The organism is Streptomyces sp. NPDC002309 (assembly GCF_053593375.1).
Genome location: NZ_JBSFCI010000059.1, coordinates 1 through 15,557, shown reverse-complemented (window position 1 = coordinate 15,557; position 15,557 = coordinate 1). Strand labels below are relative to the sequence as shown.

The window sequence follows — 15,557 nt, the reverse complement described above, 5'->3', positions numbered from 1 at the left end:
CGTATGGGGGTGAGGGCGCCGCATCCCCGGGACGGACACCGAGTGTCACGACGTTCCCGGCCCGGCCGTCCGCCGTGCCTGGAAGTGATCGGCTGCGAGGGGCGTCTCAGCCGAGGCCGGGTATGCCGGAGATCAGCAGGTCGATCACCTTGATGCCCACGAAGGGCAGCACGAGACCGCCCAGCCCGTACAGGAGCAGGTTGCGCCGCAGCAGGTCGTGTGCGGAGGCGGGACGGTAGCGCACTCCCCGCAGGGCCAGCGGGATCAACGCCACGATGATCAGTGCGTTGAAGATGATCGCCGCGGTGATCGCGGACGTCGGACTGTGCAGACCCATGATGTTCAGGGCTTCGAGTCCGGGATAGGCCCCCGTGAACATGGCCGGGATGATCGCGAAGTACTTGGCGACGTCGTTGGTGATGGAGAACGTCGTCAGCGCGCCCCGGGTGATGAGGAGTTGCTTGCCGATCTCGACGATGTCGATGAGCTTCGTCGGGTTGGAGTCGAGGTCGACCATGTTGCCGGCCTCCTTGGCGGCCGACGTGCCGGTGTTCATGGCCACGCCGACGTCGGCCTGCGCGAGTGCCGGGGCGTCGTTGGTGCCGTCACCGGTCATCGCGACCAGCTTGCCGCCCTCCTGCTCCTTCTTGATCAGCGCGAGCTTGTCCTCGGGGGTCGCCTCCGCGAGGAAGTCGTCGACTCCCGCCTCCCGGGCGATCGCGCGGGCGGTGATCGGGTTGTCGCCGGTGACCATCACCGTGCGGATGCCCATCCGACGCAACTGCGCGAAGCGTTCGACGATGCCTTCCTTCACCACGTCCTTGAGATGGACGAGGCCCAGCACGCGCGGGCCGTCCCAGTCGTGCACGGCGACGAGCAGCGGCGTCCCGCCGGCCGCGGACACCGAGTCGGCGAAGTGCCGTGCCTCGGGCGGGATGTGGCCGCCGTACATCTGTACCCACTCGATGACCTGCTGGGCGGCACCCTTGCGGATCGCGCACACGGCGCCGTTGTCCCAGCGCAGGTCGACCCCGCTCATCCGGGTACGGGCGCTGAAGGGCACCCACCGCGCGTGCGTCAGCTCGTCCGCGGACGGCGCGCGCAGGCCGAACCGCAGCTTCGCCAGCACGACGACGGACCGGCCCTCGGGCGTCTCGTCGGCCAGCGACGACAACTGGGCGGCCTCGGCGAGCCGCCCCTCGTCGATGCCCGGCATGGGCACGAAGGCGGCGGCCTCGCGGTTGCCCAGGGTGATGGTGCCGGTCTTGTCCAGCAGCAGGGTGTTGATGTCGCCCGCCGCCTCGACCGCGCGCCCCGACATGGCGAGGACGTTGCGCTGCACGAGCCGGTCCATGCCGGCGATCCCGATCGCGGAGAGCAGAGCGCCGATCGTCGTGGGGATGAGCGTGACCAGGAGGGCGACCAGCACCGTCGTCGACTGGGCGGCGTCCGCGTAGGCGGCCATCGGCTGCAGGGTGACCACGACCAGGAGGAACACGATCGTCAGCGCGGCCAGCAGGATGTTCAGCGCGATCTCGTTCGGTGTCTTCTGCCGGGAAGCCCCCTCGACCAGGGCGATCATCCGGTCGAGGAAACTGTGGCCGGGACGGGCGCTGATCCGGACGGCGACACGGTCGGACAGGACCGTCGTACCGCCCGTCACGCCACTGCGGTCGCCGCCCGCCTCACGGACCACGGGGGCGGACTCACCGGTGACGGCGGACTCGTCGACCGCCGCCACGCCGTCCACCACGTCGCCGTCCGCCGGGATCACCCCGCCCGCCTCGACCAGGACCACGTCGAGAGGCTTGAGGGCGTCGGGGGTGACGGCCTCGGTGCGCAGGGTGCGCAGGTCGACGCCGTAGCGCCAGTCGAGCACCCGCAGCGCCACGGTGTCGGTACGCGCGCGGCGCAGCGACTCCGCCTGGGCCTTGCCCCTGCCTTCCGCCACGGCCTCGGCCAGGTTGGCGAAGATGACCGTCAGCCACAGCCAGACACTGATCGTCCAGGTGAAGACCGCCGGATTGAGCACGGCCGACAGGGTGGTCACGACCGCTCCGACGGAGACCACGCACAGCACCGGGTTCTTCACCAGGACGCGGGGGTGGAGTTTGCGCAGGGCGTCGGGGAAGGACTGGACGAGCTGGGCCGGTTCGAACAGGCCGCCGTGCGTGCGCCGCCGCGGGCCGGTCGGCGGAGTGGGCTGCGGCCGGGACGGTGGGGCCTGCTCAGGAGCAGCGGGAATCATGGACACCTTCGTGTCTCGTGACCGGCCCCGCGCGTACCGGGGCACGCCGGCGACCGGCAGGACGGACTGGACGTCGGACGCCGGAGCCGTGCGGTGCCGGGACCCGGCGCTGAACGGGGGGCCGGCACCGCACGGGGGACCGGCCATGGGCGGCGGGAGGCCGACCGGCGCGCATCGGGCGCCCGTCGGCGGGACACCAGCGGCGCCCGTGGCCTCTGCGGCGGCCAGAGTGGAATCCAACCACCGCCGATGACCCGGACGGCGCCACTACCGCAGGTATTTGCGGCTCTCATACGGCTGCCGCGGCCGCTCCGTCAGCATCACGTCAAACGCGCTCGGGGAACCGTCAAAGGGGTGTCAACACGAACCGGGACGGATGGAGCCGGTCGCAGACTGGCTCGACGGAGGAGGGTCACGACCGTCCGTCCCGCGCGGGCCGTGCCGGTCACGGCCCGCGCGGGGATCGCGGCGCGAGTCTGCCGGAGATCGCGACGGGAACGGGCCCTGCTGCCGGCGGAGTCGGTGCCGGCCGCGGTGCGGAGGGGGCGCGGCCGTCCTGCCCGGCGGAGTGCCTCCGGCAGCAGGCCGTGGCCGCGTGGGCCGCTCTGCGCCGCCGCTGACGGGATCCGTTCCCTCGCGGCCGCGCCCTTCGCACGCGGCCACGGTCCTGCCTCTCTTCTCGCCGGCACGTCGTCGAGGGTGCCTGGGACGACCTGGTCGTGCGGCCGCCGGACGGGGAGCGGCGGCGCCCGAGCGGGTGCCGTAGTGGTGGGAGTGCGGTGATGATCCCGGCGGACGGCGACGGGGTGGCCGGTCCTGGCGTGGTCGGGGTCGTGGTGGCCGGTCCGTCGTGCTTTGAGGCCGTGGTGGTCGCCCGGCGGTCGAGCCGAGTGGTCCCGCCCCGCGCCCGTAGCTCGTCAAGGCGGTGTCAACGTCCTTGTGAGCGGCGCCAGGGAGGCGTCAAGAGGCCTGACCCGGAGGCCCGCCGGGCGCTTCCCTGAGTGTGATGAACGAAGCACGGCGCGGACGGCTGAAGGTCTACCTCGGGGCGGCTCCAGGGGTCGGCAAGACGTATCGCATGCTCGACGAGGGGCGGCGGCGCGCCGCCCGCGGAGCCGATGTGGTCGTGGGATTCGCCGAGTGCCACGGGCGGCCCCACACCGAGGCGATGCTGGACGGACTGGAAGTCTTCCGGCCGGTCCCGTGCGCCTATCGCGGGGGGAGCTTCGAGGAGATGGACCTCGCCGGGGTCCTGGCACGCCGGCCGAAGGTCGCCGTCGTGGACGAACTCGCCCACAGCAACGTCCCCGGCGGCGGCCGGAACGCCAAACGCTGGCAGGACGTCGAGGAACTGCTCGCGGCAGGCATCGATGTCGTCACCGCCGTCAACATCCAGCACCTGGAGTCCATCAAGGACGTCGTCGAGAAGATCACCGGGGTGCCGCAGCACGAGACCGTGCCCGACGAGGTCGTGCGCCGGGCCCACCAGGTCGAACTCGTCGACATGGCGCCCGAGGCGCTGCGCCGCCGGATGGCGCACGGCAACATCTACGCCCCCGAGAAGATCGACGCGGCCCTCGCCAACTACTTCCGCCCCGGCAACCTGACCGCGCTGCGCCAACTGGCGCTGCTGTGGACGGCCGACCGGGTCGACGAGGCCCTGCAGACCTACCGGGCCGAGCACTCGATAGGCGGGGTGTGGGAGACCCGGGAGCGGGTCGTGGTCGCCCTGACCGGGGGACCGGAGGGCGACACGCTGATCCGGCGCGCGGCCCGGATCGCCGACCGATCGGCCGGCGGGGATCTGCTCGCCGTGCACGTCGCCCGCAGCGACGGTCTCGCCACCGGCTTCTCGCACGCCTCGCTGGCCCGGCAGCGCCGGCTGGTGGAGGACCTCGGCGGCAGTTACCACTCCATGGTCGGTGACGACGCCGCCACCGCGCTGGTGGACTTCGCCCGGGCGGAGAACGCCACCCAGCTCGTCCTCGGCTCCAGCAGGCGCGGACGCCTGGAGCGGTTCCTGACCGGTTCGGGCACCGGGGAGCGAGTCGTCGCGCTGTCCGGCGACATCGACGTCCATCAGGTCACCCACGAGCGGGCCGGCCGCGGCACCCTGCTGCCGTTCCGGCGCCGCACGCTGTCGAGGGCCCGCATGATCGCCGGGCCGGTGGCCGGCCTGGTGCTGCCGTTGCTGCTGACGATCGTCCTCGCCCAGCTGCGGGGCACCTTCAACCTCACCAGCGAGGCCCTGCTGTTCCTGCTGGCGGTGGTGGGGGTGGCCTGCATAGGCGGGGTGGCCTCCGCCGTGATCGCCTCCCTCACGGCGTCGGTGCTGCTCAACTACTGGTTCATCCCGCCCATAGGGCAGTTCACGCTCGCCGACGCCAACGCCCTGGTGGCGCTGGCCGTTTTCGCGGTGGTCGCCGCGACCGTGGCCGGCGTCGTCGACCGCTCGCTGAGACTGTCGCGCCGTGCCGCGCGCGCCACCGCCGAGGCGGAGACCATGTCCTCGCTGGCCGGCAGCATCGTCCGGGGCGGACAGACGATTCCGGCGCTGCTCGAGCGGACCCGGGAGACCTTCGGCGTGGACTCCGTGGAACTCGTGTCCGAGGTGCCCGAGGAGCGGGCCGCCGCCCGGTTCGGGGGCGAGCGGGGGGCCGGCGCCGGCGGTGCTCGGGAGACCGATGGCGACGCCACCGTCATACCGGCCGGACCCGGAGGTTTCCTGGTGCTGCGGGGCGGCGCCATGTCGGCGTCCGAGCGGCGGGTCCTCGCCGCCTTCGCCGCGCACGTCGGGGCGGCGGTGGAGCGGGCCCGGCTCGCCGAGGCGGCCGCGGAGGTCGAACCGGTGCGCGCCGCGGACCGGATGCGCACGGCGCTGCTGCGCGCCGTCGGCCACGACCTGCGCACCCCGCTGGCCGCCGGCTGGGCAGCCGTCACCTCGCTGCGCAGCCGGGACGTCGAGTTCTCCGCCGTGGACCGCGACGAGCTTCTGGCCACGGCCGACGAGTCCATGGCCAAGCTGAACCGGCTCGTGGAGAACCTGCTCGACCTCAGCCGGCTGGAGGCGGGCGTGCTCAAGCTGAACCTGAGGCCGACCTCGCTGGAGGAGGTCCTCCCCGCGGCGCTGATGGACACCCCGGGCGTCGAGGTAGGGGACCTGGAGCGGATTCCGCAGGTGCTGGCCGACCCGCCACTGCTGGAGCGGGTCATCGCCAACCTGGTCACCAACGCCGACCGGCACGCGCCGGCCGGTACGAAGGTGCTGGTCAGCGCCAGTGTGCTGGCGGGCCGCGTGGAACTGCGCGTCGTGGACCGGGGTCCCGGACTGCCGGTGGCCGGCCGGGACCGGCTGTTCGAGCCGTTCCAGCGGCTCGGTGACACGGACAACACCACCGGTCTGGGGCTGGGGCTGGCACTCGCCCGGGGACTGACGGAGGCGATGAGCGGCACTCTCAGTCCCGAGGACACGCCTGGCGGCGGACTGACGATGGTGGTGTCGATGCCGCTCGCCGAGAAGCCGGACGCGCCGGGAGCGCCGGGAGCCGGGGTGCCCGGCCACATCGGGCAGGGGGCGCGCCCCTGAGGGCGGGGCCTCGCGGAACGGGGGCGGGGCGTGTCGGCGGCGGCAGCGGTACGGGGGTGCGGGTTGTGCGGCCGGCGGTAGTGGTCATGGGGGTGCGGGGCGCGCGACCGACGGTAGCGGCTATGAGGGTGCGGGGCGCGCAGCCGGCGGTAGCGGTTACGGGGGTGCGGTGGTGCGCGGCTGGGTGGCGCCCAACGGGGTGCCTGGCCGCGCGGCTGGGTGGTGACGGGGAGGGGCGGGACAGGCCGCTGAGTGGCGCCGGACCGAGGTCCGGCCCGGGCCAGGTGGTTCTTGGCCGCCGGGTGCGGGTCGGGCAGGGGGTCCCGCCGGACAGCGGCCGTGCCGGTGCGGCCGCCGGTGGTGTCGCGCCGTGAGGGCTCGTGCCGGGCGGGTCGGTCGACCCGAGACGTGGCGGGGATGGGCGGCGCCCGCGCCGGATCGGCGGCGTTGTGACCTATGTGACCTTGTGGCCGTGCGGCGGCCTTGCCGCGGGTTGCGCCGGGTGGGCCGGGCGGGCCCGGTCGACCGGGATCGGGCCGTGCGGCAGTCGTACCGGACGGTGTTCGTGCACCCTGGCGGCCCGTCTTACGGCGTCCTCGCACAGCGAAGGCGGGACAGGCGGACGTACGTCCGCGGGGCCGCGGTCACCCGCGCAAAGCGGGCGGCGGTACTACTCCAGGCCCGACACCTTGAAGACGGTCTGCGCGGTCCTGCCGTCGATCCGGGCCGAGACGCGGCTGAGGGCCGTGGCCCCGCAGAGCAGGTGACCGGAGGCATTCGCCCGGCGGGCGTCCTCGTCGAGGCGGTACCACAGCTCGGGGTTGTCGATCAGTACCCGCGGGTCGATCTCGACCCGGTCGCCGAAGGCGTCGCGCAGCAGCAGCCGTTGCGAGACGCCGTCCAGGCAGCGCACCGAGACGAGCATGTCGGTGCGGACCCGGCGGGTCCGCAGCAGGGACCGTGCGGCGATCCATCCCTCGCCGGCGGAGACGCGGGGCGGACAGAGCACCACGAGCAGCAGCAGGGCCAGGACGAGCCAGATCCCCGCGCGCCACGGGGCCAGGGTGCCGGCACCCCAGTCCATCAGCAGGAGCAGAGCCAGCAGCACCCCTGAGCAGCCGATCGCGCTGCGCACATCGCGGACCCAGTGCCGGTCGTGGACCGGTGGTGCGAGGTGCGGGGCGGGCAGGTCGGTCAGATCCCGGCTCGGGTCGTCACGGTGTCCCATGCGGCCGACGGTAAACGCCTCGAACGCCGCGACCAGCGGTTTTGATGGCTCTCTGACGAGAGGGGGAGGGCTTCTTGACGCCACGGCGGCGGGTCGTGGCACAGGGGGCTCCGCGGGCGGAATCGGGTGCCGTGAGCCGGGGAGCGCGGCTGCGACGCCCGGAATGTCTGGTTCCGCTTCTGCTCCGTAAAGGGCGCCGTCAGGGTCCCGTCAAGGCCGCGCAGCGGGCCGTAAGGGACCCGTCAACGGCGCTCGAAACCGGCCAAGGAGGCGGTTTCCTCTAACAAGTCCTTGTCTATTCGAACCTCGACTCCAGGAGTTAACGATGGCCGATCTGGCCTTCGTCGTCACCACGATCGCGCTGTTCGCGCTGGTGGCCCTCGTCGCCAAGGGGGTGACGAAGCTGTGACCCTCGAAAACGTAGTCGGCCTGGTCGTGGCCGTCGCCCTGCTGGGCTATCTCGTCCTCGCCCTGATCTTCCCGGAGAGGTTCTGAGTACGACATGGGTCCCGTTCTCGCCGGCGTACTCCAGCTGCTCGCCCTGATCGGCGCACTGGCGATCGTCTACGTTCCCCTCGGCAACTACATGGCCAAGGTCTACTCCACCGACAAGCACTGGCGTGTCGAGAAGTGGATCTACAAGAGCATAGGTGCCAACCCCGACACCGAGATGCGCTGGACCGCGTACCTGCGCGGCGTCCTCGCCTTCTCGGTGATCGGTGTCCTCTTCCTCTACCTGCTCCAGCGGATCCAGGGCGTCCTGCCCGGATCGCTCGGCTTCGCCGCGATCGACCCGGACCAGGCGTTCAACACGGCCGTGTCGTTCGTGGCCAACACCAACTGGCAGTCGTACTACGGCGAACAGGCCATGGGCCACGTCGTGCAGACCGGCGGTCTGGCCGTGCAGAACTTCGTCTCCGCGGCCGTCGGCATGGCCGTCGCGGTGGCGCTGGTCCGCGGCTTCGCCCGCTCCCGCACCGGTGACCTCGGCAACTTCTGGGCGGACCTGGTGCGCGGCACCGTCCGCATCCTGGTGCCGCTCGCGTTCATCGGCGCGATCGTCCTGGTCGCCCTCGGCGCGATCCAGAACTTCTCCGGCATCCACGAGGTCGGCCAGTTCATGGGCGGCACTCAGGAGTGGAACGGCGGCGCGGTCGCGTCGCAGGAGGCGATCAAGGAGCTGGGCACCAACGGTGGCGGCTACTTCAACGCCAACAGCGCCCACCCCTTCGAGAACCCGACCCCGTTCACGAACCTCTTCGAGATCTTCCTGATCCTGGTCATCCCGTTCTCCCTGACCCGCACCTTCGGTGTCATGATCGGCTCGGTCAAGCAGGGCTACACGATCCTCGCGACCATGGGCACGATCTGGCTCGGCTTCGTCGGTCTGATGATGTGGACCGAGTTCGCCCACCACGGTCCGGCGTTCGACCTCGCGGGTGGCGCGACGGAGGGCAAGGAGCTCCGCTTCGGTATCGGCGGTTCTTCGCTCTTCGCGGTCTCCACGACCCTGACCTCGACCGGCGCGGTCGACTCCTTCCACTCCTCCTTCACGGGCCTCGGCGGCGGCATCACGATGCTCGGCATGATGCTGGGCGAGATCGCGCCCGGCGGCGTCGGCTCCGGCCTCTACGGCATGCTGATCCTCGCGATCATCGCGGTGTTCATCGCCGGCCTCATGGTGGGCCGTACGCCCGAGTACCTGGGCAAGAAGATCGGCACCCGTGAGATCAAGCTGGCCGCCCTCTACATCCTGGTGACGCCGACGCTCGTGCTGGTCTTCACCGCGATCGCGATGGCGCTGCCCACCCCGGGCAACTCGATGACCAACAGCGGGGCGCACGGCTTCTCCGAGATCCTGTACGCCTACACGTCCGCCGCGAACAACAACGGCTCGGCCTTCGCCGGCCTGAACGCGGACACCCAGTGGTTCAACACCACGCTCGGCATCGCCATGCTGCTCGGCCGGTTCGTGCCGATGGTCTTCATCCTGGCGCTCGCGGGCTCGCTCGCCGAGCAGAAGCCGGTGCCGGCGACCGCGGGCACCCTGCGCACGGACAAGCCGCTGTACACCGGCCTGCTCGTCGGCACGGTCATCATCGTCACCGGTCTCACGTACTTCCCGGCGCTGGCGCTGGGACCGCTGGCCGAGGGGCTGGCGTGATGACCACTCGCACAGAGAAGCAAGAGGACTCGATGTCCACAGCCACTCCGACCCGGGCGCCGCACAGCGACGTACCCACCGGGCACAAGTCCGCAGAGGGCCGTGTCGGCGCGGGTCTCTTCGACCCCAAGCAGCTGGTCAAGTCGCTGCCGGACGCCGTCCGCAAGCTCGACCCGCGGGTGATGGTCAAGTCGCCCGTGATGTTCGTGGTGTGGATCGGCTCGATCCTGACCACGGTCTTCTCCTTCACGGACCCGACCGACTGGTTCGGCTGGACGATCAGCGCGTGGCTCTGGCTCACGGTGATCTTCGCCAACCTGGCCGAGGCCGTGGCCGAGGGGCGCGGCAAGGCGCAGGCGGACACCCTGCGCAAGGCCAAGACCGACACGGTGGCCCGGCGTCTCGTGGGTGACCGCGAGGAGCGGGTGCCCGGCACCGAGCTGCGCATCGGCGACCTGGTCGTCTGTGAGGCCGGCGACATCATTCCCGGCGACGGCGACGTCGTCGAGGGTGTCGCGAGCGTCGACGAGTCGGCGATCACCGGTGAGTCGGCCCCCGTCATCCGGGAGTCGGGCGGCGACCGCTCCGCGGTCACCGGCGGCACGAAGGTGCTCTCCGACCGTATCGTCATCAAGATCACGACGAAGCCGGGCGAGACCTTCATCGACCGGATGATCAGCCTCGTCGAGGGCGCGTCCCGGCAGAAGACGCCCAACGAGATCGCGCTGAACATCCTGCTCGCCTCGCTGACGATCGTCTTCCTGCTCGCCTGCGCCACGCTGCCCCCGCTCGCGAACTACGCGGGTACCGACCTGACGATGGTCGTGCTGGTCGCCCTGCTGGTCTGTCTCATCCCGACGACCATCGGCGCCCTGCTCTCCGCGATCGGCATCGCGGGCATGGACCGCCTGGTCCAGCGCAACGTCCTGGCGATGTCGGGCCGCGCGGTCGAGGCCGCCGGTGACGTCTCCACCCTTCTGCTGGACAAGACCGGGACCATCACCCTCGGCAACCGTCAGGCGTCGGAGTTCGTGCCGGTGAGCGGTGTGACGGCCGCCCAGGTCGCGGACGCCGCCCAGCTGTCGTCGCTGGCCGACGAGACCCCCGAGGGCCGCTCCATCGTCGTCCTGGCGAAGGAGAAGTACGGGCTGCGCGAGCGCCACCAGGGCGAGCTGGCGCACGCCGACTGGATCGCCTTCACCGCCCAGACCCGGATGTCCGGTGTCGACGTGGACGGCAGGAAGGTCCGCAAGGGCGCGGCCGGTTCGGTCATCGCCTGGGTGACCGAGCGCGGCGGCCAGGTGGCGGACGACGCCGACCAGCTGACCACCCGGATCTCCGAGGCGGGCGGCACTCCGCTGCTCGTCGCGGTCGAGGACGCCGACGGCGCCCGTGTGCTGGGCGTCATCCACCTCAAGGACGTCGTCAAGGACGGCATGCGCGAGCGGTTCCAGGAACTGCGCCGCATGGGCATCAAGACCATCATGATCACCGGCGACAACCCGCTCACCGCCAAGGCGATCGCCGAGGAGGCGGGAGTCGACGACTTCCTCGCGGAGGCGACTCCCGAGGACAAGATGGCGCTCATCAAGCGGGAGCAGGCGGGGGGCAAGCTGGTCGCGATGACCGGTGACGGCACCAACGACGCACCGGCGCTCGCGCAGGCCGACGTCGGCGTGGCGATGAACACCGGCACGTCGGCCGCCAAGGAGGCCGGCAACATGGTCGACCTCGACTCCAACCCGACGAAGCTCATCGAGATCGTGGAGATCGGCAAGCAGTTGCTGATCACGCGCGGTGCGCTGACGACGTTCTCCATCGCCAACGACGTCGCGAAGTACTTCGCGATCATCCCGGCGCTGTTCGCGGCCGTCTACCCGGGCCTGGACAAGCTGAACATCATGCAGCTGTCCTCGCCGGACTCGGCGATCCTGTCGGCGGTCATCTTCAACGCGCTGGTCATCATCGCGCTGGTGCCGCTCGCCCTGCGGGGTGTGCAGTACCGGCCCGTGAGCGCGGACCGCCTGCTCCGCCGCAACCTCGGGATCTACGGTCTCGGCGGCCTGATCGCCCCCTTCATCGGCATCAAGATCATCGACATGATCATCTCCCTCATCCCCGGAATCGGCTGATCGCCATGAACAACTCGGTATCCAACACCGCCCGGTTGCTCGGTGCGGGCCTGCGCGCCCTCCTCGTGCTGACCCTGGTGACAGGCGTCATCTACCCGCTGGTCGTGACCGGCGTCGCTCAGGGACTGTTCAGCGACAAGGCGAACGGCTCGGAGATCAGCTCCCAGGGCAAGGTCGTCGGCTCCTCCCTGATCGGGCAGTCGTACAACCTGCCGCTGAAGGAGGGCGAGGAGACCCCGAAGCCCGACCTCCAGTGGTTCCAGGGCCGCCCGCAGAACGGCCTGGGCACCAACAGCGTCAACACCCAGTACTCGCTCATCCTCTCCGGCGCGACCAACCGCTCCGGTGACAACGAAGAGCTCATCCAGTGGGTGAAGGACGCCAAGGCCGCAGTGGTCAAGGACAACTCCGTGCCCGGCTGGACGGTCGAGCCGTCCCAGGTTCCGGCGGACGCCGTGACGTCCTCCGGCTCCGGCCTGGACCCGCACATCTCGCCCGAGTACGCGGACATCCAGGTGCACCGGGTCGCCGAGAAGAACGGCCTGCCCGTCGCCGAGGTGCAAAAGCTCGTGGACGAGAACACCGAGGGACGCTCGCTGGGCTTCATCGGTGAGCCCCGGGTCAACGTCCTGGAGCTGAACGTCGCGCTCAAGGAACTCGTGGCCAAGAGCTGATGGCGTTAGGCGAGTCACGCGGGAGTCGGCCTCCGGAGACACCCTCCGGGACGGCCGGCTCCCGCCGCCGTGGCGCCGGCCGCAGCGCGGCCGGCGCGTTCGACAGGAAAGGCGCACACCCATGACCCGGGTGCTGGTGGTGGAGGACGACCCACAGCTCGTGAGGGCCCTCGTGATCAACATGCAGGCGCGCCGCTACGGAGTGGACGCGGCCCCCGACGGCGCGACGGCCCTGCGCCTCGCGGCCGCCCGTCAGCCCGACGTGGTGATGCTCGACCTCGGGCTGCCGGACATGGACGGCATCGACGTGATCAAGGCGCTTCGCGGCTGGACCAAAGTCCCCATCGTGGTGCTCTCGGCCCGTCAGGGGTCCGAGGAGAAGGTCGTGGCGCTGGACGCCGGCGCCGACGACTACGTCACCAAACCGTTCAGCATGGACGAACTCATGGCGCGGCTGCGGGCGGCCGTCCGCCGCACCGAGGAGACGCCCGTCACCGCCGGGCGGACGCTGGTCGAGACCGCGGACTTCGCCATCGACCTGCTCGCCAAGAAGGCCGTGCGCGACGGACGGGACGTGCGGCTCACACCGACCGAATGGCATCTGCTGGAGATCCTGGTCACCAACCCCGGCCGGCTCGTCACGCAGAAGCACCTGCTCCAGGAGGTCTGGGGGGTGTCCCAGCGCAACAAGACGAATTACCTGCGGGTCTACATGGCCCAGCTCAGACGCAAACTGGAAGCGGATCCCTCCCACCCCCGCTACCTCATCACCGAACCCGGTATGGGTTACCGCTTCGAAGGGTGAACATGGCACGCGGCAAGCTTCGGATCTACCTCGGCGCTGCCCCGGGCGTCGGCAAGACGTACGCGATGCTCTCCGAGGCGCATCGGCGCGTCGAACGGGGCACCGACTGTGTGGTCGCGTTCGTCGAGCACCACCACCGCCCGCGGACCGAGGTGATGCTGCACGGTCTCGAACAGGTGGCCCGCCGGGAACTCGACTACCGCGGCGGCGTGTTCAGCGAGATGGACGTGGACGCGGTGCTGGCGCGCCGCCCCCAGGTGGCGCTGGTCGACGAACTCGCCCACACCAACATCCCCGGTTCCCGCAACGCCAAGCGCTGGCAGGACATCGAGGAGTTGCTGGCGGCGGGCATCGACGTGGTCTCCACGGTCAACATCCAGCACCTGGAGTCACTCGGCGACGTCGTCGAGTCCATCACGGGCATCAGACAGCGCGAGACCGTGCCCGACGAGGTCGTGCGGCGCGCCGACCAGGTCGAGCTCGTCGACATGTCGCCCGAGGCGCTGCGCCGGCGGATGGCGCACGGCAACATCTACAAGCCGGACAAGGTCGACGCGGCGCTCTCCAACTACTTCCGTCCCGGCAACCTCACGGCCCTGCGCGAACTGGCGCTGCTGTGGGTGGCCGACCGGGTCGACGAGTACCTCACGGAATACCGCAGCGAACACCGGGTGTCGAAGATCTGGGGTTCGCGTGAGCGGATCGTGGTCGGCCTGACCGGTGGACCGGAGGGCCGGACCCTGATCCGGCGGGCCGTGCGGCTGGCGGAGAAGGGCGCGGGGGGAGAGGTCCTCGCGGTCTACATCTCCCGCAGCGACGGCCTGTCCGGGGCCTCTCCCAAGGAACTGGCGGTCCAGCGCACTCTGGTGGAGGACCTCGGCGGCACGTTCCACCAGGTCGTGGGCGAGGACATCCCCGCCGCGCTGCTGGACTTCGCCCGCGGTGTCAACGCCACCCAGATCCTGCTCGGCGTCTCGCGCCGCAAGACCTGGCAGTACGTCTTCGGTCCGGGCGTCGGCGCGACCGTCGCCCGTGAGTCGGGGCCCGACCTCGACGTCCACCTCATCACCCACGCCGAGATGGGCAAGGGCCGCGGACTGCCCGTGGCGCGGGGCGCGCGCCTGGGCCGGTCCCGCATCATCTGGGGCTGGCTCGTCGGTGTGGTGGGTCCCCTGCTGATGACGCTCCTGCTGACCGGTGTCACGCCCGAGGTCGGTCTCGCCAACGACATGCTGCTGTACCTGACCCTGACGGTGGCGGCGGCCCTGCTCGGCGGACTGCTGCCGGCGCTGGCCTCGGCGGTGGTCGGCTCACTGCTGCTCAACTGGTTCTTCACACCACCGGTCCACACCCTGACCATCGCCGACCCGAAGAACCTCGTCGCCATCGTCATATTCATCGGAGTGGCGGTCGCGGTGGCCTCGGTGGTGGACCTGGCCGCCCGGCGCACCCACCAGGCGGCCCGGCTGCGCGCGGAGTCGGAGATCCTCTCCTTCCTCGCGGGCAATGTGCTGCGCGGTGAGACCAGCCTGGAGGAGCTGCTGGAGCGGGTGCGGGAGACGTTCGGCATGGAGTCCGTCGGGCTGCTGGAACGGGACTCCGACGTCGACCCGTGGACCTGCGCGGCCAGCGTGGGCCCGCGTCCCGCCGTGTCCCCGGACGACGCGCACGTCGACATGCCGGTCGGCGACCACATGGCGCTCACGCTCAACGGCCGGATGCTGCCCGCCGAGGACCGCCGCGTGCTGGCCGCCTTCGCCGCGCAGGCCGTGGTCGTACTGGACCGCCGCCGCCTCCAGGAGGAGGCCGACCAGGCCCGTGCGCTGGCCGAGGGCAACCGCATCCGTACGGCGCTCCTGGCCGCCGTCAGCCACGATCTGCGGACCCCGCTCGCCGGCATCAAGGCCTCGGTGACGTCGCTGCGTTCGGACGACGTCGAGTGGTCCGAGCAGGACCAGGCGGACCTGCTGGAGGCGATCGAGGAAGGCGCGGACCGGCTCGACAACCTGGTCGGCAATCTGCTCGACATGTCCCGTCTGCAGACCGGTACGGTCTCGCCGCTGCTGCGGGAGATCGACCTCGACGAGGTGGTGCCGATGGCCCTCGGCGGCGTCCCCGAGGGCAGCGTGGACCTGGACATCCCCGAGACGCTCCCCATGGTCCACGTCGACAAGGGCCTGCTGGAGCGGGCGGTGGCCAACCTGGTGGAGAACGCGGTCAAGTACAGCCCGTCGGACACCCATGTGCTGGTGTCGGCGAGCGCCATCAACGACCGGGTGGAAGTACGGGTCATGGACCGTGGGCCCGGCGTTCCCGACGATGCCAAGGAGCGCATCTTCGAGCCCTTCCAGCGCTACGGCGACGCCCCGCGCGGTGCCGGGGTCGGACTCGGTCTGGCCGTCGCCCGCGGATTCGCCGAGGCCATGGGCGGCACGCTCGACGCCGAGGACACTCCCGGCGGCGGTCTGACCATGGTGCTGAGCCTGCACCGGGTACCGGGCTGCCGACCGGGACGGGAGGACTACTCGGCGCAGGTGGTGTCGTAGCGGAGGGTCGTGGCGGCGGCGCGCAGTGGCGCTGCCACAGGTCGTGATGCCAGGTCGTTGCCGTGGACAGCCCAGCGGCCGGTGACCGGGGTGTGGCCAGGGGCGTGTCAGGGAGACGCCGGCCACAAGAGCGGTGTCATGCCGGAGCGGTGCCACACCACCCGGTGTGGCACC

General features: G+C 71.0%; 9 protein-coding genes. 7 read left to right on the top strand and 2 right to left on the bottom strand.

What is annotated here, in order from left to right:
* Nucleotides 1–106 precede the first annotated feature (106 nt).
* Nucleotides 107–2,248: a potassium-transporting ATPase subunit KdpB gene (gene kdpB, locus ACWCPM_RS32135; protein ID WP_450979791.1), complete on the bottom strand. Its 2,142-nt coding sequence runs from the start codon at nucleotides 2,246–2,248 to the stop codon at nucleotides 107–109.
* Nucleotides 2,249–3,254: 1,006 nt separating this feature from the next.
* Between kdpB (ACWCPM_RS32135) and ACWCPM_RS32130 the strand changes: the two genes are divergently transcribed.
* On the top strand, nucleotides 3,255–5,834 hold the full coding sequence (locus tag ACWCPM_RS32130; RefSeq protein WP_450979790.1) for an ATP-binding protein: 2,580 nt from the start codon (nucleotides 3,255–3,257) through the stop codon (nucleotides 5,832–5,834).
* 670 nt (nucleotides 5,835–6,504) lie between these two features.
* Here the strand turns inward: ACWCPM_RS32130 and ACWCPM_RS32125 are convergent.
* Nucleotides 6,505–7,062, bottom strand: a complete 558-nt coding sequence (locus tag ACWCPM_RS32125) for a hypothetical protein (protein ID WP_450979789.1) — start codon at nucleotides 7,060–7,062, stop codon at nucleotides 6,505–6,507.
* A gap of 405 nt (nucleotides 7,063–7,467) precedes the next feature.
* Between ACWCPM_RS32125 and kdpF the strand changes: the two genes are divergently transcribed.
* The 6 genes from kdpF (at nucleotide 7,468) to ACWCPM_RS32095 (ending at nucleotide 15,383) form a co-directional block, all read left to right on the top strand.
* Nucleotides 7,468–7,557 (top strand): K(+)-transporting ATPase subunit F, encoded by a 90-nt coding sequence (kdpF, locus tag ACWCPM_RS32120; protein ID WP_402197983.1) that lies wholly within the window; start codon nucleotides 7,468–7,470, stop codon nucleotides 7,555–7,557.
* 7 nt (nucleotides 7,558–7,564) lie between these two features.
* On the top strand, nucleotides 7,565–9,226 hold the full coding sequence (gene kdpA / locus ACWCPM_RS32115; RefSeq protein WP_450979788.1) for a potassium-transporting ATPase subunit KdpA: 1,662 nt from the start codon (nucleotides 7,565–7,567) through the stop codon (nucleotides 9,224–9,226).
* Nucleotides 9,226–11,358 carry a potassium-transporting ATPase subunit KdpB gene (gene kdpB / locus ACWCPM_RS32110; RefSeq protein ID WP_450979787.1) on the top strand — a complete coding sequence of 711 codons (2,133 nt, stop codon included), beginning with the start codon at nucleotides 9,226–9,228 and terminating at the stop codon, nucleotides 11,356–11,358. Before kdpA ends, kdpB (ACWCPM_RS32110) begins: the two co-directional genes overlap by 1 nt.
* Before the next feature lie 5 nt (nucleotides 11,359–11,363).
* On the top strand, nucleotides 11,364–12,032 hold the full coding sequence (locus ACWCPM_RS32105; RefSeq protein WP_450979786.1) for a potassium-transporting ATPase subunit C: 669 nt from the start codon (nucleotides 11,364–11,366) through the stop codon (nucleotides 12,030–12,032).
* A 121-nt stretch (nucleotides 12,033–12,153) separates the two neighbouring features.
* Nucleotides 12,154–12,837 (top strand): response regulator, encoded by a 684-nt coding sequence (locus tag ACWCPM_RS32100; RefSeq protein ID WP_450979785.1) that lies wholly within the window; start codon nucleotides 12,154–12,156, stop codon nucleotides 12,835–12,837.
* A gap of 2 nt (nucleotides 12,838–12,839) precedes the next feature.
* Complete coding sequence (locus tag ACWCPM_RS32095) at nucleotides 12,840–15,383, top strand: DUF4118 domain-containing protein (RefSeq protein ID WP_450979784.1); 2,544 nt, start codon at nucleotides 12,840–12,842, stop codon at nucleotides 15,381–15,383.
* Nucleotides 15,384–15,557: the final 174 nt, after the last annotated feature.